The sequence below is a fragment of the Pseudomonas medicaginis genome (assembly GCF_965119365.1).
In the GTDB taxonomy this organism is placed as follows: Bacteria; Pseudomonadota; Gammaproteobacteria; order Pseudomonadales; family Pseudomonadaceae; genus Aquipseudomonas.
Genome location: NZ_OZ221631.1, coordinates 3,751,495 through 3,774,633, shown reverse-complemented (window position 1 = coordinate 3,774,633; position 23,139 = coordinate 3,751,495). Strand labels below are relative to the sequence as shown.

At 60.5% G+C, this 23,139-nt stretch carries 10 protein-coding genes and 1 pseudogene; 9 read left to right on the top strand and 2 right to left on the bottom strand.

From position 1 onward, the window contains the following. Window positions 1-82: 82 nt before the first annotated feature. Genes ACMTA2_RS16475 through ACMTA2_RS16440 form a run of 8 tightly spaced genes read left to right on the top strand, consistent with a single transcriptional unit; the run spans window position 83 to window position 20,607 of the window. A complete protein-coding gene (locus ACMTA2_RS16475) occupies window positions 83-10,081 on the top strand; it encodes an SDR family NAD(P)-dependent oxidoreductase (protein WP_413790842.1) in 9,999 nt (3,332 codons plus the stop codon). A gap of 31 nt (window positions 10,082-10,112) precedes the next feature. Further along, a complete protein-coding gene (locus tag ACMTA2_RS16470) occupies window positions 10,113-13,331 on the top strand; it encodes a beta-ketoacyl synthase N-terminal-like domain-containing protein (protein ID WP_413790841.1) in 3,219 nt (1,072 codons plus the stop codon). 23 nt (window positions 13,332-13,354) lie between these two features. Next, a complete protein-coding gene (locus tag ACMTA2_RS16465; protein ID WP_413790840.1) occupies window positions 13,355-13,981 on the top strand; it encodes an HAD family hydrolase in 627 nt (208 codons plus the stop codon). 15 nt (window positions 13,982-13,996) lie between these two features. Then, complete coding sequence (locus ACMTA2_RS16460) at window positions 13,997-15,667, top strand: FAD-dependent monooxygenase (RefSeq protein ID WP_413790839.1); 1,671 nt, start codon at window positions 13,997-13,999, stop codon at window positions 15,665-15,667. A 48-nt stretch (window positions 15,668-15,715) separates the two neighbouring features. Beyond that, window positions 15,716-18,256, top strand: coding sequence for an efflux RND transporter permease subunit (locus ACMTA2_RS16455; RefSeq protein WP_413790838.1), 2,541 nt, complete (start codon window positions 15,716-15,718; stop codon window positions 18,254-18,256). Between the two features lie 45 nt (window positions 18,257-18,301). Then, window positions 18,302-19,081 (top strand): thioesterase II family protein, encoded by a 780-nt coding sequence (locus tag ACMTA2_RS16450; RefSeq protein ID WP_413790837.1) that lies wholly within the window; start codon window positions 18,302-18,304, stop codon window positions 19,079-19,081. 5 nt (window positions 19,082-19,086) lie between these two features. Further along, entirely contained in the window at window positions 19,087-19,737 is a 651-nt protein-coding gene (locus ACMTA2_RS16445; protein ID WP_413790836.1) for a Rossmann-fold NAD(P)-binding domain-containing protein, read from the top strand. A 42-nt stretch (window positions 19,738-19,779) separates the two neighbouring features. Next, window positions 19,780-20,607: an outer membrane lipoprotein-sorting protein gene (locus ACMTA2_RS16440; RefSeq protein ID WP_413790835.1), complete on the top strand. Its 828-nt coding sequence runs from the start codon at window positions 19,780-19,782 to the stop codon at window positions 20,605-20,607. A gap of 149 nt (window positions 20,608-20,756) precedes the next feature. Here ACMTA2_RS16440 and ACMTA2_RS16435 read toward each other — a convergent pair. Then, window positions 20,757-20,916, bottom strand: a pseudogene (locus ACMTA2_RS16435) (amidase); the annotation flags it as partial. Between the two features lie 22 nt (window positions 20,917-20,938). Further along, window positions 20,939-21,832 carry a LysR family transcriptional regulator gene (locus tag ACMTA2_RS16430; RefSeq protein WP_413790834.1) on the bottom strand — a complete coding sequence of 298 codons (894 nt, stop codon included), beginning with the start codon at window positions 21,830-21,832 and terminating at the stop codon, window positions 20,939-20,941. A gap of 99 nt (window positions 21,833-21,931) precedes the next feature. Between ACMTA2_RS16430 and ACMTA2_RS16425 the strand changes: the two genes are divergently transcribed. Beyond that, on the top strand, window positions 21,932-23,101 hold the full coding sequence (locus ACMTA2_RS16425) for a mandelate racemase/muconate lactonizing enzyme family protein (RefSeq protein ID WP_413790833.1): 1,170 nt from the start codon (window positions 21,932-21,934) through the stop codon (window positions 23,099-23,101). Window positions 23,102-23,139 lie beyond the last annotated feature (38 nt).

Below are 23,139 nucleotides of genomic sequence, written 5' to 3'. Positions count from 1 at the left end.
GCTCGTGGCCACTGTTTGGCGATGCACACCGCTTTTTAATCACCCTGTTGCGGGTGAAGACTAACTTCTTGAGATCAAACCAATGAAATCGACAGACGCTAAACCCACGGGAATCAAGGAGCTTCTGGAAAACTCTGTCTACGAAATCCTCAATCTCAGGGAGCAAGTCCAGCACCTGCAATCAAACCTGAACGAACCGATCGCCATCGTCGGCATCGGCTGCCGGTTCCCGGGCGGCGCGACAACACCGCAAACCTTCTGGCAACAACTGAAGAACGGCGAATGCGCCGTGCGCAATATCAGCAATGAGCGCTGGTCGGCGGACGATTATTTCCATCCGGACGCCAGCATGGCCGGGAAGATCTACAGCCAGCACGGTGGCCTGCTGGACAACATCGATCACTTCGACGCCCAACTGTTCAAACTGCCGGCCCATGAAGCCAATCTGATGGACCCACAGCAGCGCCAACTGCTGATGGTCTGCTGGGAAGCGCTGCGCGATGCGAACCAGAACCTCGCTGACTTGAAAGGCAGCAATACCGGGGTTTTCCTTGGTTTGAGCACTAACGACTATGCGCGGCTGACCATCGACCCGCTGGCCCCGAACCTGATCGACGCCTATGCGTGCCTGGGCAATGCCCAGAGCGTGGCGGCGGGCCGCGTGTCGTACCTGTTTGGTTTCCATGGGCCAACACTGGCCCTGGACACCTCATGTTCGTCCTCGCTGCTCTCCGTGCACCTGGCCTGCGACAGCTTGCGCAAAGGCGAATCGAGCATGGCGTTGGCGGGCGGGGTGAATGTCATTCTCGGGCCGGAAAACAGCATCGGCCTGTCGCGTATGCAAGCCTTGTCCCGCCAGGGCCTGTGCCGCACCTTTGATGCTGAAGCCGACGGCTATGTACGTGGTGAAGGTTGCGGTGTCGTCGTGCTGAAGACACTGACGCAGGCACGCCTGGATAACGATCATATCTACGCAGTGATCCGTGGCTCGGCGGTCAACCATGATGGCGCCAGCAATGGCCTGACGGCACCCAACGGACGCATGCAGCAGGCCGTGATCGAAGCGGCACTCAAAGAGGCCCGGGTGAGCCCCGAGCACATACACTATGTCGAGACCCATGGTACCGGAACGCCCCTCGGTGATCCGATTGAAGCCAATGCATTACTGCGCGCGTTGCGCCAAGACGCCCCTGGCCTGCCACTGCTCGTTGGCTCGGTGAAAACCAATATTGGCCACCTGGAATCGGCAGCCGGCATCGCGGCCTTGATCAAATTGACGCTCTCGCTCAAGCACAACCTGATCCCGCCGCACCTGAATTTTTCCACGCCCAACCCTCATATCAATTGGGCGACAAACAATCTAGTGGTGCCTACCCACAGCCACGCCTGGCCACAACAGGACAAACCCCAATACGCCGGCGTGAGTGCATTCGGTTTGAGCGGCACCAATGTTCACATGATCCTGTCTTCGACGGATGACGACGGCCCGTCAGACCCGCCCGAAACAAGCCCCGGCGTCCTCAGTTTTACCGCCTCCTCGGCGCAGGCCCTCGCGCTGACCGCCACTCGCTGGCAAACGTACCTGAGCGATACCGAGCATCCTTTTACCGACGTCTGTCTCGCCAGCAATCGCTACCGCCAATCGTCGAAAAACCGCCTGGCGGTGGTGGCGGACAACGCACAGGACGCCAGCCAATTGCTCGCGCGATTTGTCACCGGCGAGTGCCCGGAAGCGGTTTATCAGGGTATTCCACCAGACAAACCCAGCGCCCCAAGCCTGATGTTCTCCGGCCAAGGCGCGCAATACATCGGCATGGGCGAGCCGTTGTACGCCAGCCAGGTGGTGTTTCAAGAGGCCTTGGACCAGTGCGACGCGCTCTATCAGCGTGAAGTCGGCCATGGCATTAAAGACGTGCTGTGGGGAAGCCTCGCATCTGAGTTGGCCGAAACCCACTACACCCAACCGGCGATTTTCTGCCTTCAATATGCATTGACCCGCCTCTGGGCCAGCCTGGGCATCACCCCCGCAGCGGTGATCGGCCACAGCCTGGGCGAATATGCTGCGGCTTGCGCCGCTGGGGTATTTTCCCTGGAAGACGGACTCAAGCTGATTATTCAGCGCGGTCAGTTAATGACGGCCCTCACCGCCCCCGGCGCCATGCTGGCGGTGCACGCCGAGCGCTCAGCCATCGAGCAACTGCTGGCACCCTTCACCGATCATGTATCGATTGCCGCACAGAACAGCCGCAACGATCTGGTGATCTCCGGCCAAGCCTTTGCTGTCACCCAGATACAACGCATGCTCGATGAGCAAGGAGTTCGCAACACGCCACTAGCGGTTTCACGGGCGTTTCACAGCATGTTGATGCAACCAATGCTGCAAGCGTTTGCTCGAGTGGCCGAGCAGGTTCACTACAGCGTGCCAACGGTACCGTTCTATTCGACCGTACTGGGGCGGCGCGTCGAAAATGAGGTATGCGAGGCTCAATACTGGGTCCGTCAGATCGCCGCGCCAGTGGAGTTCCATGCGGCACTCCAGGCTATGCTGGCGGAACAACCGCACCTGCTGCTGGAAATCGGCCCGAGTGCCACGCTGACCGACCTTGCCCGGCGCGAACTGGCCACTGACGATACGCGCGCGCTGCTCGCCTCGCTGCATAAGGGCCATGACGACAACCGCATGCTGCGTAAAAACCTCGCGCAACTCTATGTCCACGGCGTGCTGCCCACCCTCCCTGCCCCCCTGGGCAACGTGCGCAAGCTGGCACTGCCGTTTGAAGCGCTGGACGAAAAACCCTATTGGTTTGAAGGCGGTGCAAAACCTGCGGTCAAACGCCGAGCAGCCTCGGTGCCGGCGGCACCCGCCGAGTTGCAACTGTGCGTCCACCGCCAATGGCACCCCACCGGGAACTTCCGTGAACATCGACAGCCCTTGAGCGGCCGTTGGCTGCTGGTGTGCGACGTCCCTGACTTGATCCAAGCGATGCAGCACCCCGTGTTCACCCACGTGCTCGCCAGCGAGCTCGCAACGCTTGACTGCCTTACGGGCACGCCATTCGATGCCGTACTGTATGTCAGCACCGCCACAAGAACCGATGCCGGGCCGGCCGCCGTCGAGCATGTCCAGGATTTCGTTACCCTCAGCACACGCCTGTGTGCCGCGCCGTACCTCGCGTCGAATGCCCGTTTCGTCGTCGCCCATTACAACCCGAACCCTGCGGCCCGGTTGATTCATAGCGCCAGCGTCGGGCTGATCAAGACCCTGGCGCAAGAGTTCACGCACCTGCGGTTCAGCCAGGTCGACGTGCAGCCCGGCCCATCATTGGCTGAAGACGCTTTGCGACTGCTGGACTGGCTGGCAGCCCCCGCCAGCGCCGCCGTGCCCTTTGAAATGCGCCTCGAAGCCGATTACGCCTACGAATGTCGCCTCGTGGACGTGGCCTCTGCACATACGGCGCCCCTTGATATCCGGGCCGACCGCAGCTACTTGATCACCGGCGGCCTGGGCGCCCTTGGCCTGGAGATTGCCCAAGGCCTGGCGTCACAAGGCGCCGGCCAGTTGCTGCTGGTTTCCCGACGCAGCGCGCTGGACGCCTCCCAACAGGCCATCGTCGGCCGCCTGCGCGAACAAGGCTGCGATGTCAGGCTCATGTCCGTGGACATCGCCGACAGAACCGCCCTGGCCGAACTGATTGCCGAGTGCGGCCAAACGCTGTTGCCGTTGGCCGGCGTCATTCACGCCGCTGGTGTACTCAATGACTGCCGGATTGACGGCCTGAGCCGGGATGCCGTGGCCGCGATACTGGCGCCCAAGCTCGCGCCCGCCTGGTACCTGCATGAACTCACCGCTCACCTGGCCCTGGATTGCTTCGCACTGTTTTCCTCAGTGTCCGCCGTGTTTGGCAACTACGCCCAAGGGCCTTATTGCGCCGGCAACAGCTTCCTGGATGAGCTGGCGGCCTTTCGCAACGCTCAAGGATGGGTCGCGACCAGCTATGCCTGGGGCCCATGGGCCGGTGCCGGCATGGCCAGCTCCGATACAACCACCGCCGCCGCTCTGGCGGCCCAGGGCTTGGGCCTGATTACCCCTGCCGACGGGTTGAAGGCGTTCTTCTCGCTGTTGTCCGGGCCACACCACAACCCGCTGGTGTTCACGCTGCGCCAGGACGCCTTGGCCGCGTTCCAGCACAGCCCCTCCAGCCCTGCACTGATGAGGCTCTACAGCCTGTCAACCACCAAGGCGCCGGCGCCTTCGATCGTGCCGGCGGCGCAACCTCCGTTGCGCACCTACGTTGACAGAATGCGCCCCCTGCCCCCAAACGCCGCGATCGAGCGTCTATTGCGCCAGAGCATCGCCGAAGTTTCCGGTAGCCAAGAAGGCGAGCATTACAACGTCGACGCGCCGTTGATCGAAATGGGCCTGGACTCCTTGATGGCGGTGCAACTGCGCAATCGGCTATCGACCCTGACCGGCGAAACATTGCCAGTGAGCTTGCTGTTCGATTATCCAAGCCTGGGACAACTCACCGGATACCTGCTGTCGTTGCTCAAGGAACGCAGCCCGCAAGCCGTAGAGGCCAGCACCGCCGCGGATGCCTGCGCACTTGCGCGACAGGACATCGCGATTATCGGTATGGGCTGTCGCTACCCAGGTGGCGTGACCGACCCGGCGTCGTTCTGGTCGATGCTGGTGGAAGGGATCGACGGGGTTGGCGAAGTCGGCAATACGCGCTGGAACAGCGCGGAGTACTTTGATGCAGACCCTGATGCCCCCGGCAAAATGTATAGCCGATGGGGTGGCCTGCTCGACGATGTCGCCGGTTTCGATAACAGCTTTTTCAATATCAGCAGCCAGGAAGCCATCAGCATGGATCCCCAGCAGCGGCTGTTGCTGGAAGTCGGCTGGGAAGCGTTGGAGCACGCAGGCGTACTGCCTTCGACGGTGGAAAAAGGCGGGATTTTTGTCGGCTGCGGCCCCAATGAGTACAGCCACATCCTCAATGCCCCAGGTGCTCCAGCAACCAGCGCGTACTTCGCCACGGGCAATTCAATCAGCGTGAATGCCGGCCGCCTGGCCTATTTTCTCGGCTGGGAGGGCCCCGCGATTGCCATCGATACGGCCTGTTCATCCAGTCTGGTCAGCGTTGCACTCGCTTGCCAGAGCCTGCGCAGTGGCGAGTGCACGGTAGCGCTGGCTGGCGGTGTGAACCTGACACTGTCCCCCCACACCAACGTGGCGCTGTCCAAGGCCCGCATGCTATCCCATGACGGTCGCTGCAAAACGTTCGATCAAGCCGCCGACGGCTATGTGCGCTCCGAGGGCTGCGGCCTGGTGTTGCTCAAGCCGCTGGACGACGCGCTGCGCGATGGTGACAACGTGCTGGGCGTGATCAAAGGCAGCAGTGTCAACCAGGACGGACGAAGCCAAGGGCTCACCGCCCCCAATGGCCCGGCACAGGAGCGTGTGATGCGCGCCGCCCTGGCCAACGCAGGCGTCGCTGCGCACGCCGTGCAATATCTGGAGGCCCATGGCACAGGGACGCCGCTGGGCGACCCGATCGAAATGCGCTCCATCGAAGCCGTCTATGGGCAGCGGGCAGACCTCACCCCCCTGTATGTCGGTTCGGTCAAGACCAACATCGGTCACACCGAAGCCGCCGCAGGCGTGGCCAGCCTGATCAAGCTGGCGTTGATGCTGCAACACAGCACCATCGCGCGCAACTTGCACATGAACCAGCTCAACCAGCATTTCAGCGCAAATATCCTGGGCGATGCCCCCAGCGTCGTGGTCGCCGACCAACTGCGCCCATGGCCGGGCCAGCTGCCAGCAATTGGCGCGGTCAGCTCGTTCGGCTTCAGCGGAACCAACGCCCACCTGGTGCTTGCCCAAGGGTTCACTGCGCCCGTCGAGCTGTCAGCCGAACAGGACGAGCGGCCCTACTTGCTACCGCTTTCCGCGCGTACCCCGAACGCATTGGCCGCGCTCAAAGCCAAATACGTCCAGTGGCTGCAAAACAGCGAAGTGGACCTTGCCAGCCTGTGCTACGCCGCCAGCACCACACGCTCGCACTTCGAGATCCGCCAGGCGTACGTCGCGACGACGTCCCAGCAATTGTGCGAGCAACTGCAGGCCCCGTCACCGCAGGTGCCCCTAACCGACCTGCGCGGCACAACGGATACCGCGTTTCTGTTCACGGGCCAAGGCAGCCAGTATCTAGGCATGGGCCGCACGCTTTACGCCCAGGAACCGACATTCAAACAGGCGCTGGATGAATGCGCAGCACTCATGCAGCCGTTACTGCACGGCTCGATTCTGGACGTGATGTGGGCAGACGATGCGCGTCAGTTGAATGACACCTACTACACTCAGCCGGCACTGTTCGCCCTGCAATATGCCTTGGGCAAACAATGGATGGCATGGGGCGTCATGCCTGCCTACGTGCTAGGGCATAGCGTGGGTGAATATGCGGCAGCCTGCCTGGGCGGCGTGATGTCCCTTGAGGATGGCGCTCGCCTGATCTGTGCCAGGGCCAGGCTGATGGTCGAGCACTGCGAGAAGGGTTCGATGCTGGTAGTGCATGCCGACCACGCGACCACCCTGGGCCTGCTCGATGCCCTCGGTAACGTCACCGACACCCTGGCAATCGGTGCCCATAACGGCCCAGCGAACACGGTGGTCTCGGGGTGCTCGAAGACCATGCAGCGCCTGATCGCGCTGTGTGCCGAACGTGACATAGATGCCCAATCGCTGCGCGTCTCCCACGGTTTTCATTCACCGCTGATGGCGCCCATGCTGGAGGCGTTCCGCGCCGTGGCAGAGGGTATTGCGTTCCAGCCATCGTCCATCACCTTTGTGTCCACCGTCACAGGGACCGTGCTGAAGGACGAATATGCCTGCGCTGATTACTGGGTCCGCCACGTCCAGGCCCCCGTGCTGCTCGACGCGGCGCTCAACACCCTGCAAGCCCTGCAGCCACTGGCCGGGCTGGAAATCGGACCGTCCACCCAGTTTATCGGGATGGCCAGGCGCTGCCTCAACGACTCCAGCATCTACTGGTTGTCGTCCTTCAAGGCAAAAACCTGTGATCGCCAACAGATGCTGGACGCTCTCGCGCAGCTGTATATCCGCCAGCTCACACCCACCTGGCCGCAACTGTTTGCCCAGCAACGCACTTGGCCGCGCCTCACCCTGCCGACCTATGCCTTTGAGCACCGGCCGTTCTGGCCCAAGCACGACGGCCAGCAGCTTTATCCATCGCGCCAGCCCAACAGCCGAGCGCAACGTCCCGACCTGCCCAAACTGGGGCAAAAAACCACCAGTGCCACTGGCGACGTGATTTATCAATTGGGTTTTGGCGGTGAGACGCCCTTCCCGATCAATGACCACCAGCTCTACGGCACCACAGTCATTGCCGGCGCCACGCATTTGGCAATGTCCGCGCTGATTGCCGAGGACCTCAGGATTCCTCTCGGATACGAACTCAGCGATGTCACCTTTCCCGGTGCCATGGTGTTCGCGCCAGATGAAGTCAAAAGCTTCCAGTACATCGTTTCGCGCCAAGAAGGCGTCGTCGATATCGCCGGCTATAGCCGTACCGAAGACACTGAAGGTGCCTGGCAACATAACTTCGCCTGCACCCTGGCTGCGGCAACCCCGACGAAGGCAGTGGCCGTTGACCCGCAGTCCCTTGTGCAAGGCCTGGATCAGCAACTGGATGGGCCGGCGTTCTACCGCGAAATGGCGGCGGCCGGTTACGAGCTCAATGGCTGTTTCCGCTGGGTGGAACAGATCTGGCGACGCCCGGGTGAAGCCTTGTCGCGCCTACGTAAACCGGGCAGCCTGGAGCAAGGCTACGTCGTTGCGCCGGGGTTGATGGACGCGTTCTTCCAAACCACCGCGGCAGCCTCCTATGAGGCGCAGTTCAGCCTGGCGGGACGCGATACCCTATACATCCCTTTCGCAATCGACACGCTTGAGGTGCTCCAGCAGGTCAAGGGCCCGCTCTGGTGCCACGTGGTATGCCTGTCTCCTGCACCACTGAACGCCGACGATACCGCCCTTGAGGCCTACAGCCATCGGGTCAGCGTATACGACCAGCAAGGCCGGCCGGTGGTGGTCGTGGAAGCGCTGCGCAGCAAGCGGGCGCCCAAGTCGGTGCTGATCGACTCGCTCAACCAGCAACGCTCATTGGCCTATCAGCTCGACTGGGTGCCGGCTGTCGCACCTGTCGAATCAGCACGCCCGGTATCGACGGCGGCCAACCCGCTGTGGGTGATCCTCGCGGACAACCAGGGCCACGCCCCGGACCTGCAACAGCGCTTGCAGCACCTCGGCAAACGGGTGCTGTGCCTGAGCGCCGACATCGACGGTGAGCTTGATGACCACGCACGTTTTGAACCCGCGGCGTTGCCCGGGAGCCTGGCAGGTGTGATTGATCCGTGGGCCCAAGGGCAACTGATCGAGCACGTCATCGATTTGCAAGGCTTGAGCCATCCGGCAACCAGCCAGGAGAACCTGGCAGAGCAACAACGTGCCCTGCTGCTGCCCATCCTGGCGCTCCAGCAATATTGCCTGGGCACGGGAGCGGAGCCTGACTGGACCTTTGCCGTCAGCAGCACACCTTTGATCACGGACCAGCCGCCCTTGTCTGCCATGTTGCGAGGCCTGAGCAGCGTCATGGGTGAAGAACACCCTCAGGCGCGCAGCCGGCATATCGACCTGAGCACGAGTGCCCCTGCGAAGCGCATCGACCACCTGTTGGCCGAACTGGCTGTGGCGGATGACGAGCGCACTGTTCGCTACATCGACGGTGTCCGTCAGGTCGCGCGGCTGGCACACATGCCCCTCGACGCCGACGCGACGCAATCCGCCACGTTCAGAGCCGACCGCACTTACTTGATCACCGGTGGGCTGGGTGCCATCGGGCTGAGCCTGGCCGACCTGATCATCGAGCGCGGTGGCCGCCACCTGGTGCTGGTGGCGCGTAGCGTCAACCCCCAAGCGCTGACCCCGTACCTAGAGCGTTGGCAGGCACTGGATGTTTCGGTCGTGATCAAGCCCTGCGATATCGGCGAACGCGGCCAGATCACGCAATTGCTGGACGAGATCGACCGTACCTTACCCGCCCTCGACGGCGTGTTTCATTGCGCCGGGGTCTTGCGCGACGGTTTGCTGGGCGCCCAGTCCTGGGAGGATTTCCACGCACCGCTGCCCGCCAAGGTCGACGGCGCCTGGTGGTTGCACCTGGCAACACGGGAACGTGAGTTGAGCTGGTTTGTGCTGTTTTCTTCCGCCGCGACGGTGTTTGGCTCACCGGGCCAGGGCAACTATGCCGCGGCCAACGCATTCCTCGATCAGTTGGCACTCAACCGGCGTACCCAGGGCCTCGCCGGGCTCAGCGTCAACTGGGGGCCGTGGGATGGGCAAGGCATGGCGCACAGCGTCGCACGCCTGGCCAACTTCCAACGTGCCCCAGGTATCGGCCTGCTGCCGCCTCGCCGTGCCCTGGAGATGTTGTTAAGCCTGGCCGGCACCACGCAGGCCAACCCGACCGTTATCGATATCGACTGGAGCCAAGTCCACGTATCGATCAGCGAAGGTGCACAGCGCTCCACCCTGGCCAACCTCATCAGAAAGCCCGTCGGTGAACGCGAGTACCTGGCGGAGCTGGGCGTGCTGCGCAGCGACTGCGACGACCTCACGCCCTCCGAGCGCCAAACCTATATCGAGCAATTCGTGCTGCGGGTGGCCCGGGACATCATGGCGCTCAATGAGCGCCAACTGTTGGACGTCAACGAACCCTTGCAATCGGAAGGCCTGGACTCGCTGATGGCGCTTGAATTGCGTAACAAACTGGCGGGCATCGTGGGAAGAAAATTGCCTGCCACGCTGCTGTTCGACTATCCGACCGTTCGCAGCATGAGCACCTTCATTATTGAACAGTTGTACCCCGTCACCGAGGACGCGCGCGCCCTCACCCCACCACCACCCTCCGCCGGCCCCGTGCACGAAGTACACGACAACTTCAACCACCTGACCGACGAAGAACTCATCGCCCTCCTGGCAGATGAAGCACTTTGAGCCGACACGCACGCGAAAAAGGAATGCCAGCATGACGCAACACAACGATAGCCGCGCGCTCATGGAGAACGCGCTGAAGAAAATCAACCGGCTCAATGGTGACATCAAGGCACTGGACGAGCGTGCGCACGAACCCATCGCCATTGTCGGTATTGGCTGTCGCTATCCGGGCGCCGATGAAGGCGTCGAGCAGTTCTGGCGTAATCTGTGCGACGGAGTGGACAGCGTGTCGCCGCTCACCGATCAGCGCTGGAACCAGCAGCGCTTCTTCGATCCGCAGGCGCCGCGTCCGGGTAAAACCTACTCGCCCAACGCCGGGCTGCTCGCCGATGTGCTGCGTTTCGACGCCCAGCTCTTCGGCATCACGCCCCGTGAAGCCGAGTGCATGGACCCGCAACAACGCACCCTGCTCGAAGTCACCTGGCAGGCCCTCGAAGATGCCGGCATGCCGCCCGACAGCGTGCGCGGCGCGAATGCCGGGGTGTTTACCGGCATCATGAACAAAGACCACTCCGATTTGCTGGTGCGGCATCTGAGCCTCGATGAAATCGCGGCGCATATGAATGCCGGCAATCATGAAAGCGTGCACTCCGGCCGCGTGTCCTACACATTCGACTTCAAGGGCCCGTGCCTCACCCTCAATACCGCCTGCTCGTCTTCGCTGGTCACGGTTCACCTGGCTTGCCAGAGCCTGCGCCTGGACGAGTGCGATTTCGCCCTGGCCGGTGGCTGCAATGTGATCCTCGCGCCGACCACCTCGGTGGCCCAGTCGCAGGCCATGATGCATTCGCCGCAAGGCCTGTGTAAGGCATTCGATGCATCGGCCAATGGATATGTGCGCGCCGAAGGCTGTGGGGTGGTGGTACTCAAGCGCCTGTCTCGGGCCGTTGCGGACGGCGATCATATCTATGCCCTGATTCGTGGTTCGGCGGTCAATCAGGATGGCCTGAGCCAGGGCATCATGGCCCCGAACGGCCCATCCCAGGTGCGGGTCATTCGCAGCGCCTTGGCGAATGCCCGGGTCAACCCCAAGGATGTCGGTTATGTCGAGGCTCACGGCACCGGTACCAAGCTCGGCGACCCCATCGAACTGCAATCCCTGGGCGCCGTCTATGGCCGTGCAGCGGGGCGTGACACAGCGCTGCGCGTCGGCTCCCTCAAGACCAATATCGGCCACAGCGAATCAGCGGCCGGTGTCGCGGGCATCATCAAGGTTGCCAAAGCCCTGCAGCAAGGCGAAATTCCGCCGCAGTTGCACTTCAATTGCGTGAACCCGTTTGTCGATCTCGATGACGAAAACATCGCCATCTGCACCGACCGCCAGGCGTGGCCGTCCGGCACCAGCGCCTCTCGCCTGGCCGCGGTCAGCTCATTCGGCTTCAGTGGCACTAATGCGCACATCATCATGGAGTCTTACAGCCCGGTGCCGAGCACACCGTCCAGCGTTGAGCAGCGGCCTCATCTGTTGTTCATCAGCGCTCGGGAAAAGCTCGCGCTCGACACGTATGCGTCGCAACTACTTGCATTCCTGGAAAGCAGCGATGAGCAGGCGCTGGCCGATATCTGCTACTCGCAAAATGGCGGACGACGTCAGTTCGAACAGCGAATTGCCGTGAGCGGGAACAACCGCGCTGAGCTGATCCACACGTTGCAACACGCTCTGGATCGCCCCCCCCAAGCCACGCAACCGATAGAAGGGGCAGGCCAGGTCGGCTGGGTCATGGGCGTCCTCACCGCTTCGGACCGGGAGCGCTATCGCGCCGTGGGCCAGAGCAGCCTGGCGTTTCAATGCGCCTACACCGAGTGCATGGAGATCGCCGGACGAACCCTGGCGATCGACCTCGATGCCCCGGTGCTGAACCCGCAGGCACAGCGCTTGGCCGACGCGGCGCTGTTTTATGGTCACGCCATCATGTGGCGCTCGTTCGGCGTGCAGCCACGCTGGATCGTCGCCCACAGCACCATGCAGGGAATGGCCGCAGTGATTGCTGGCAACCTGTCCTTGGACAAGGGTCTGCAACGCATTGCCGCCGCATCCGAACAGGTCGACGCCTGTGCCTATGTATATCGCCCCGGCCACGACGGCGCACTGCCCTACGCCGCAAGTGGGTTGCTGGAACAGGCGCTCGAACGCGAGCCCGTACAGACCGTGATTGCCCTGGGAACACTCGACCACCCACTGTGGGACCAACCGGCTGCCGCACACGTTGCACAGCCTGTCTGGGCCACCATCGCGGCCACGCTCGCTGGCTTGTACGAAGCCGGCGCACCGATCGTTCCGGCGGCCTGGGACACCCATGCTCAACGGCGCAAGCTGCCATTGCCCACCTATGCTTTCCAGGGCAGCCGTTATTGGCTCAAGCAACTGGATGCCTTGAACGACCACACGCAGGCATGCAGCACCGCACCGCCCGCCCCCGAAGCGCTGGCAGCACCGGCCGGCATGACCACCCGCGACTACGTGAAGTACCTGATTCGGCACCTGGCCAAGATGGAAGACAAACCCTTGGATGAGGAAAGCCTACTGATTGACGACATCGGTTTCGACTCACTGATGCTGGCAGAGCTGCGCACGCGCATCGAACGGACGTACCCCAACGCCGGCAAGGTGTCCCTGGAACTCTTGCACACCCAGAAACTCGGGTTGCTGCTGGACTTCGTTGAACAAAACGCCGGCACGGACACACTGCAGCCGGACATGCCTCAGACCAACCACGCGCTGGACTTCGCGATCGGCTGGCTGACGCAATGGAACAGTTCGGGGCGCCACGGCGAGACCCGGCGCATGGACAAGCGCCATGTGCATAAATCCAGCGAAAGCAACGTACTGCTCGGCGACATGGCAGCCATTGGCGATACAGGCTGGTACGCCGCCGAGCTGTTCCATGACGCGAACCACCCGTTCTTCTACGAGCACGCCCAGGATCACATCCCCGGCCTGTACCTGATTGAGGCCGCACGCCAATTCGGCATCGCCTGCACACATGTGTTCCAGGGTGTACCCCGCGAGTTTCCGTTCGTGCTGGATGACATGCGCATTCGCTTCGACAGCTTTGCCGAGCATGACGCACCGGTTTACCTGCTGGCGCAGTACACCGACCTGATGTTCAAGAACGGGCACTTGCACCGCAGCCACAGCCACTGCCACATCGTTCAGAACGGCGTGGTACTGGGCACGATTGAAGGCCGCGGGCTGATTTTGCCGCCCGCCGACTACCAGGCCGCTCGCGCACTGGAAACTACCCATTAACGCATTCCCCAGAGGGATCATTTGTGCTTGATCAAACGCAAGGTAAACCCGTCGTCGCCGTCTTCGATTTTGACCGCACGCTCACCGACCGCCACACATTCTGGCGTTTTCTGCGCCGGCTGATAGGCGGTCCACGCTTCACGCTGATCGCCATCAGCCTCATCCCTACGGCCGTGCTCCTCGCACTCAGGATCATCCCCTTGATGGCCGCCCGTGAAGTGATGATTCGCCGCTGCATGACCGGCGTCAGCGCCGAGCGCTACCGCGCCCTGGGTGTGCTGTTCGCACAGCAGGACATTCCGGGTTGGCTGAACCCCGAGGCGCTCGCTCGCCTGAAGTGGCACCAGGCCCAAGGGCACCGCTGCCTGCTGGTCAGCAACTCGGCGGATGTGTACCTGGAACCCTGGGGTAAAGCGGCCGGCTTCGACGCCACCAGCGGTTCGCGCTTCAAGGAACATGAAGGTCGGCTGACCGGAGAGCTGGATGGCCCGCACTGCCAGGCCGAGGAAAAAGTCATCCGCGTGCAGCAGATTCTCGGAACCCCCCAGGACTATGTGATTCATGCCTATGGCGACAGTGAGGGTGATCGCAATCTTCTGGAGATGGCCCAGTACCCCTATTACCGTTCGTTCGCACAGCCAGCTCAGTGACCAGGGAGGCCCGAAATGAGCCACACAGCCAATACTGCTACACCCGTACTGATCGTCGGCGCAGGCCCGGTAGGGTTACTGATGGGCTTGCAATTGCAGCGCTATGGCATCGCGCATCGACTGATCGACAAACGCCGGCAACGTCAGTCGTTCTCCAAAGCCTTCGCCATTCATTCGCGGTCCATGGAGGTGCTGGAAGACCTGGGCTTGCTGGAGCCGTTGCTGGCGCGTGCCGTTCGGGTCGAGCAGATGAATATCTACAGCAACCGCAAACGCTTGATTACCTATAATCTCGATCAGCTCGAGGTGCCCTACCCGTTCACGGCCAGCATTCCCCAGAACAGCGTCGAGGACATCCTCGAACAGCGTTACCTGGCCTTGGGTGGCCATGTAGAGCGCGGCCTGGAGCTTTACAACCTGGTGCAACATGAGCAGGCCGCGCACGCCACGCTGGTGGATCAGCACGGCCAGCAACAGGAGGTGGAGTGCAGTTGGCTGGTGGGCTGCGACGGCGGCGCGAGCCACGTCAGAAAGCTTGCGGGCATTGCCTTTGACGGCGGCGCTTATCCACGGCCGTACATCATTGCCGACGGCACGCTGTCGTGGGCCGGGGACAACCGCAGCGGGCATGTCTTCACTTCAGGCGATGGCTACATGATGCTGTTCCCTCTGCCCGACGGCAGGCACCGGGTGGTGATCGATTGTGAGGATGTCACCCTGACGACGGAAGACCTCAGCATCAAGCAGGTCAATGCCCGGTTGCATGAGCGCGGCTTCAACGACATCAGCCTGGCTGATCCGGTATGGCTGTCGGTGACGACGTTTCAACATCGCCTCGCGGCGCAGTATCGCCTCGGCCGCGTATTTCTCGCTGGCGATGCCTGCCATGTGCATAGTCCGATTGGCGGGCAAGGGCTCAACACCGGGCTGCAGGACGCCTACAACTTGTCGTGGAAGATCGCCCATGTGCTCACGGCGCGTGCGCGCCCGGCCTTGCTGGACAGTTATCAAGTCGAGCGCCGCCCCGTCGCGCAGACCGTGTTGAAAAATACCAACCAGCAAATGCGCATGCTCAATCTGAAGAATTCGCTGCTGCGTTGGCTGCGCGACACTGTCGTCCCGCGCCTAGCGACGACCCGTCGCTTTCAGGCGCGGATCATGAAACAGGCCACCGGCTTCCAGATCGACTACGCAACCGCCACCAAGGCACGGCACAGCAACGGCCTTGGCACCGGCCAGCGCATGCCTGACGGCGTAATCACCGATGCCGCCGCCGGCAGCCGGCGCGTATTCGACCTGCTCAAGGGCACTCATTTCTGCGCGCTGGTGTTCGAACCGCGCTCAGCCGCCAGTGCCTCACAACTGGAACAACTGAGCCGGGCCTTGTACGCCGAGATGCGTCATACGGATTTCCTGCGGACGTTCTTGCTGGGCGGTCCCACCATGGCAGCCCTGACGCCATCCCATGGTTTTACCGCGACGTATGCCATCGACGATGCGTTGCGCGAACAACTGGGCGTCGAGGATGGCGGGCTGTTCCTGGTTCGACCCGATGGCTACCTGGCGCTGCGTTGCGAGCTCTCGCAGGTTGAACAGTTGAAGGAGTACTTCCAGGAGTTCTATCCCTCGCCTGCCCATGCCGAACAGCGTGATGACCTTCGCGCCGCGCAACCGATCATCGGTTGATTGGCCCCTCTCATGCCCACACTTACGACTCAAACAAGGAACCGTGCTGTGACGTCCCTTTCCCTGCGCTACGCCAACTTCATATTGAGGCACAAGAAGGCCACCCTCGGGCTTCTGGTCCTGACCACCCTGTTTTTCTGCGTGCAGTTGCTGTCCCTGCAAGTCAACCCCTCCCTGTTCTTGCTTGGCAAAGACTTCAAGGGCCGGGTCTTGACGGCCGAGGCGCGCAACCACTTCAGCGGTTCGGGTGAACAGATCCTGGTAGGTGTGGTGACCCAGCAGCCGTCTATTTTCAATCCGGCCTCGCTGGCAACGATCAAGACGCTGACCCAGCAATTCTCCAAGTTGACACTCATCGACGAGAACGACAGCGAACAACTCCAAGCTGCATCCGTGGATGCACAAAGCAAAGGCCTGGTGGATCACATTCTGCAGGGAGGCTTGAATGCACAGGACAAAGCCAGCCTGAAAGAGCTGTCGGCGTATCTGGCGACACGCCAGGATTGCCCGCAAGGCACCAAGGACTACGTGACGGACCTTATCGTGCGGGTCGCACCCGTGATTAAGGTGCGCAGCCTCGCCGATGTCGAGAATATCGAGTTGGACGGCGACGCCCTGGATGTTCACGACCTGATGGTCGAGGTGCCTTCAGACCCGCAGGCACTGAACAAACTGTCGGAAGAAGTCTTCGGCAACACGATGTTCAGTAACTCGCTGATCTCGCCCAAGGGCAAAGCCTCCATGATTCAAGTCGAACTGGCGGTGGATGAAGAGGACTCGCGCAATTTGCAGCGCGCGTATGTGGAGATCCTCAGGCAGGTCAATGAAATCCCCTCCAAAGACTCCTTCCATATCGGCGGCACCGCCACGTACTACGCGGCGATCACCGATATCGTCGAGAAAGACAACAACAAGTTTCTGCCCTTTGTCGTGGTGGTCATTTCGCTATTGCTGTATATCAGTTTCCGTCGCTGGCAAGGCGTCTGGATTCCGTTGCTGATTTCTATCCTGTCGCTGATCTGGACCATGGGCCTGGTGAGTTTGGCCGGCTACAAGCTCAACATCATCACCAACATGATTCCGGTGTTTATCATCTCGATTGCGGTGGCGGACTCTATCCACTTCATCACCGCCTACTACGAGCGTGTGGTCGAGAGCGATTCGGAAACCGCCATTCGCGGCACGATGGACTACCTGTTGATTCCCATGGGCATCTGGTCGTTCACGACGTTTGTCGGCTTTATCGCCATGGCATTTACCAACCTGACGTTCATCCAGGAGTTCGGCATTTTCGTTGCCATCGGTGTGGCGTTTGCGTTTGTCATCACCATCACCCTGCTGCCGGCGATGCTGACGTATTTGAAGTTACCCGAACAACAGGTCCGTCAAAGCAACGACAACGGTTTCATGCTGCTGGTGGATCGCTTCAGTAACCTGTCCAACCGCCTGTCTCGCAAAAGCCCCTGGCCTTTGTTGAGCCTGAGCTTGGTAATGCTGGTGGGCGCGACCTACATGAGCTTGCAGGTGCGGGTTGATAACGAAAATATTTCGTCGTTTTCCAAGTCGACGTCGGTGCGCCAGGACAACGACGTCCTCAACCAACACTTTGGCGGTACGGTGCCGGTGTCGATCTGGCTGAAATCCGACACCCCGGACATGGTCAAGCGTCCTGACTTTATCCAAGCCCTGCGCTTGATCGAACAACGGCTCAAGAGCCACACCCAAATCGGCTACACGATTTCACCCGTCGACTACTTGAACCGGATCAACGAGGTGATGGCCGACGAAGCCGTCGCGCAACTGTCTCCCAGCGCATCAGAGGAGCTGATTTCCCAATACTTCCTGCTCTACGAGTTCGGTAACGGCAGCGAGATCAAGGACGTTGTGGACTACACCTACAGTAGCGCCCGCATCATCGGCATGGCCTATACCGACCGAGGTACGACCTGGGAAGCAATCATTGCCGATGTGCGTGACTACGCCACTACCGTGCTGCCCAAAGGCGTTACCCTGGAAGTGTTCGGCACCGGGGAACTTCAAGCAAGCAACATCCCCGAGATCGTCAAGAGCCAGGTCTACAGCTTTGTGTTCTCGTTCGTCCTGATTGCCTCGATGATGATTGCGATTTTCCGTTCGCTGAAATTCGGCATGGTCAGCATAGTCCCGATGATCTTTACGCTCACCTTCATTGGCGCACTGATGCATACCTTCGATATTCCGATGGATATCGGCACCGCGATGATTTGCGGCATCTGTTTCGGCGTAGGCGTTGATTACACGATCCACTTCCTCACGGTCTACCTGAGCAATTCGAAAGAACCGGGAAGCGACCATGAAGAGGTTCTGAGCAAGACCGTCAACGAAGTGGCGCGCCCGATCATGATCAACTCACTGTCGCTGGCGTGCGGCTTCGCCATTCTGTGTCTATCGAACTATGCGGCCATCGTCAACTTGGGCCTGCTGACGGCCGTGTCCATGGTGGCCTGTGCCGTCTTCACGCTGATTCTGATCCCAGCCACCTTGAGGGTAGTGGTCACGTTCGTGCCCGTCGCACACGCGACAGGAACACTTGAGCCCACTCCCCAGTAACCCACGGGCGATGCTCATGGTATCAGCGGCTATCAGGACCTATTGATGAAGCAAACATTTGTATCTTTTACCGAGCGACCCTCATCGGGCCCGGTGTTGCTGTGCTTCGGCCCGGCCGGGTGCGGCGCAAGCTTCTACCGGCGCTGGGCGAAACAGCTCGACGCGACCATTAAGGTACTGGCCATTCAACTGCCGGGGCGTGAGAGTCGCCACAAAGAGCAGCGCCCGACGACATTTACGGCGGTGGTAGAACACTTGGCCGACACCATCCACCAGCATTTGCCTGGGGACTATTCCATCTTCGGCCATAGCCTCGGCGGCGCACTCGGGTTTGCAGTCAGCCAGGCGCTGGAGGAGCGCCACGGCCGCCCTGCGCAGACGGTGATCATCTCGGCACGCACGGTACCGGATGAGACCCGCCTGACCGATATAGACCCGGAATCGTCCGACCCGCAGTTGACCGAATTCCTGATGTCCCTGGGCTGTCTGCCGCCTCAACTGGCGGCTGACGCGGAAGCCATGGCGGTGTACCTGCCGATCATTCGCGATGACTTACGTTTGAACGCCGATGCGCAGCGTCATGGATTTGGCCAGGTCAGCTCACGGTTGGTGGCTCTCTCGGGCGAGTCGGACCTGTTGGCAACACCTGCTCAAATGCAGCGCTGGTCTGAACACACCTCGCGGGATTTCACCTTGCATACCTGCCAGGGCGGACACTTTTTCATCCTCGAACAACAACCCGACATCGTCGACTTGTTGAGCCGGATCGTCACTGGTCACGACCACCTCCCTGCGGCTCGCGCACTCACCGGACACGCCCATTGAACAGCATGAAACGAACCGCCTGGATCGCAGGCGCCAACGGCCAAGTGGGCAGTGAATGCGTCGCCTTGCTGTGCAATGACGTGCGATATGAGCGGGTGCTGGGATTGGTACGACGCCCGACGACTTTTGTCCACCCGAGCTACCAGGAAAAAGTCATCGACTTTGACAACTTGCCGGCTACTGTCGAGTGGGGGCCGTGCGACGATCTCTACATAGCCCTGGGGCAATCAAGCCAGGACAAGGCGTTGTTCTTCAAAGTCGACTGCCAATACCCCGTCGAACTGGCGCTTCATGCCCAACGTCATGGCGCCAAGCACGTGAGTTATGTCTCGACCCTGGGAGCGAACTTGCACGCGCAAAACGACTATTTCCAAGTCAAGGCTCAGGCAGAAACCCAACTCAGTCAACTGGGGTTTGAAATCTGCTGCTTCGTGCGCCCGTCAATGACGTACGGAAACAAGGATAGCCGCCGTCCGCTTCAACGCCTGAGTCGCTATATCGACCACGGTTTGGGTTGGGCCTTTCTCGGCCCGTTGAAAAAATACCGTCCCGTGTCGGCCGTCTCAGTGGCCGCCAGCCTGATAGAAGCCTTGAACAGCCAGGTACTCGGTAACCGACTCATAGAGTCCAATGAAATAAACCGCTGCGTCGCCTGAATAGTGCGCAGCCCCACTTTTGCCAAATGGAATGGTACTTCGATGAAAAAACTCAGCCTTATCGCATTGATCATGAGCGCAGCAGCCTCCTCTGCCTTTGCCCAGACCTATACCGCCGAGCAGATCATGCTGCTCAACGAAGACTCCCGAAAAAGCCTGACAGAGACCAGCGACGTCTTCATTAAAATGACCGATGCCCAAGGCAATACGCGCGAACGGACGTTGAAATTGAGGATTGACGACGGTGACAAAGCCGCGCGCAAATCCTACTTGGAGTTTGTAGAACCCAAGGATGTCAAAGGCACACGTGTGCTGGCCCTGGAGAAATCCAATGCCGACGAAGACCCGGACCGCTGGATCTACCTGCCGGCCTTACGCAAGGTCCGGCGCATTGCCGGGGCAGACCAGACTCAAAGCTTCGTGGGCACCGACTTCACCTATGAGGACATGTCGATCACCGATGGCGTGGTAGGTGTCAAACATCACACCTATAAGTTGCTAAAAGAAGAAACGATCAAGGACAACAGCGGCGTCGAGCGCAAATGCTGGGTCGTCGAGGCGATTCCCACCACCAAGAAGCAGATTGAGCAAGGCTTGTACGGCAAGCGAATCATTTGGGTCGAACAGCAGTACTACACCGCGATCCAGGAACATTATTACAATAAGGCGGGTGAGTTCTTCAAAGTCCGCACCAGCTCGGACATCCGCCAGTTCCCTGCTGCAGGCGGCGCACTCGAGTGGCGGCCTAACCTCTTCTCGATGAAAAATCTCGAAACCGGGCACAGCACCCAGGTTCGCTTCGAACAGGTCCTGGATCAGCCGATTGACGCGAAGATATTCACCCGGCGCTTCATGGAAATCGGCCTGTAACCCTAGGGCTTGCACCAGGTTCGGAACGCACAGCGCCGTGTCGACCTTGAAACAGGTTTGCGGCGGTTTTAATCCCAAAACGCCGGATGCACCGCATCGGGCGTTTTGTATTTCTGGGACAAGTGCGGCCACTCCCCGTTGTAGATCAGCTAAGAAACCGACCGCTGGCAGGCATTGATCGGTGAGATCCGCCCCCTCCAGGGCTGGGCGCGCTCCAACTGTGCATCGAGTGCCAACAGGGTACTTTCCTCGTCAAAAACGAACGGCAAAGTGCGCCCCCATCGACAAGCCCGCAGCACGCCAGTGAATCAAACCCGAACAGCGCAACGCGTCATGGAAAATTCTGCGAGTCACTACCCGCCCGCTCCCAGAAATCTTCCGCAGACTGACTGAGGATTGCCTTCGGGCGGGTCAGATGAATTTCCAGCGGTATATCCCAGCTTTCGTCGAGCGCTCTGACCAAGCGCCCATCCTGGATTTCCTGCTCGGTAAGACTTTTAGGCAACCACGCCACGCCTTTGCTTTCCAGAGCCATGGACATGAGTACGGCTGCGAGATGGCTGCTGAAGAGTGGTTTGAGGTGAAGGTAATCTTCCTTGCCACGCAGTCTGTGGGCGACGATACGCCCCAGTCCAGACTCATGGGTGTAAGCGAGATAAGGCAATGCCGCGGGCGAGGTGCCAAAGTCAGTGGAAGCGCTCGCAAGCGGAACGAGGACGTCCTCCCCTACCTTCTTGCTGGTGAACTGATCAGGCGCCAGCAAAGGCGGAACGTCGGGATGGCGGTGACAGAGCAGAAACTGAACCTGACCATGTATCAGCATCTGCTCACAGACTGCCATGCTGTCCGAGTGCAGCTTCACGGCCTCGATGGGGGCACCGTTTTCCGAGCTTCGAAGCCACTTGGGGAAAAACGTAAACGACAGCGAATGAGTCGCCGCGAATTGCAACGATTTGGCGGCGACGCCAGCGACCTCTTGAGCCTCGTTACGCATTCTGTACAAGTGCCGGGCTGCTTCCTGAGCACTGGGCAAAATTTGCCTTCCTGCCTCGGTAAGGGTGGCTCCTTGTGGTGTGCGCACAAACAACTCGACGCCCATCCAATTCTCCAATGAACGCACTCTTCGACTGAAAGCTGGCTGAGTCACATGACGTGCCTCAGCGGCACGGACAAAGCTGCCGTACTCCGCAAGCGCTGAAAGATCTTCGAGCCAAACGAGTTCCAAGGGCCATGCCTCCTGTGCATAGGGTGAGGCATTAATAGCATTGGGCGGGAGACATCGCAAAGCCTAACGTGGGGCCACAAACAACAAGAGGACCCCGTCATGCGTATCGTAGACATTCGTGAAAAAACCGTTTCCATTGCCTCCCCCATTGCCAATGCCTATATCGACTTTTCCAAGATGACCTGCTCGGTCGTCGCTGTCATCACAGATGTAATGCGCGATGGCAAACCAGTCGTCGGCTACGGTTTCAACTCCAATGGGCGCTATGGCCAGGGCGCTCTGATGCGGGATCGTTTCCTGGCGCGTATCGCGGAAGCGGATCCTGACACGCTCGTCGACCCTGAACACAACAACCTGGATCCGTTCGCCATCTGGAAAACCCTGATGACCAACGAAAAGCCAGGCGGCCACGGCGAGCGCTCGGTCGCCGTTGGCACCATCGACATGGCGGTGTGGGACGCCGTCGCCAAGATTGAGGGCAAACCGCTGTATCGCCTGCTGGCTGACCGCTACCGTAACGGCGTGGCAGATGACAAGGTCTGGGTCTACGCGGCGGGCGGGTATTACTACCCAGGTAAAGACCAGACCAAGCTCAAAGCAGAAATGCAGAGCTATCTGGATCGTGGCTACGACGTCGTCAAGATGAAGATTGGGGCAGTACCGCTGGATGAAGATATCCGTCGCATCGAAGCGGTGCTTGAGGTGGTGGGTGACGGTCGTCGACTGGCGGTCGATGCCAACGGCCGTTTCGATCTACAGACCGGTATCGCTTACGCGGAAGCGATCAAGCAGTACAACCTCTTCTGGTACGAGGAGATCGGCGACCCGCTGGACTATGCACTTCAGGCTGAGCTCGCCAACCACTATGAGCTGCCCATGGCCACCGGGGAAAACCTGTTCTCCCACCAGGATGCCCGCAACCTTCTGCGTCACGGTGGAATGCGCCCTGATCGCGACTTCCTCCAGTTCGACTGCGCCCTGTCCTACGGGCTAGTGGAGTACATGCGCACCCTGAAAGTGATGGAAGAAATGGGTTGGTCTTCCCGCCGCGTCGTTCCCCATGGAGGTCACCAGATGTCTCTGAACATCGCTGCCGGCCTGCACCTGGGCGGCAACGAATCCTACCCCGATGTGTTCCAGCCTTTCGGCGGCTTCGCCGACGGAATCAAGGTGGAACACGGTTATGTCGGCCTTCCGGATATTCCGGGTGTCGGCTTTGAAGCCAAGTCCGCCTTGTACGCAGTCATGCGTGAGTTAGGCGAAGGCTGATCAATCGCTCTCTGCGGTTTCTCAAGAAGCCGCAGACT

Bases quoted from the DNA above. Each gene is read 5' to 3' on its own strand.
- ACMTA2_RS16425 (WP_413790833.1), top strand. From the start codon at position 21,932: ATGCGTATCGTAGACATTCGTGAAAAAACCGTTTCCATTGCCTCCCCC.
- ACMTA2_RS16470 (WP_413790841.1), top strand. From the start codon at position 10,113: ATGACGCAACACAACGATAGCCGCGCGCTCATGGAGAACGCGCTGAAG.
- ACMTA2_RS16460 (WP_413790839.1), top strand. From the start codon at position 13,997: ATGAGCCACACAGCCAATACTGCTACACCCGTACTGATCGTCGGCGCA.
- ACMTA2_RS16475 (WP_413790842.1), top strand. From the start codon at position 83: ATGAAATCGACAGACGCTAAACCCACGGGAATCAAGGAGCTTCTGGAA.
- ACMTA2_RS16440 (WP_413790835.1), top strand. From the start codon at position 19,780: ATGAAAAAACTCAGCCTTATCGCATTGATCATGAGCGCAGCAGCCTCC.
- ACMTA2_RS16450 (WP_413790837.1), top strand. From the start codon at position 18,302: ATGAAGCAAACATTTGTATCTTTTACCGAGCGACCCTCATCGGGCCCG.
- ACMTA2_RS16445 (WP_413790836.1), top strand. From the start codon at position 19,087: ATGAAACGAACCGCCTGGATCGCAGGCGCCAACGGCCAAGTGGGCAGT.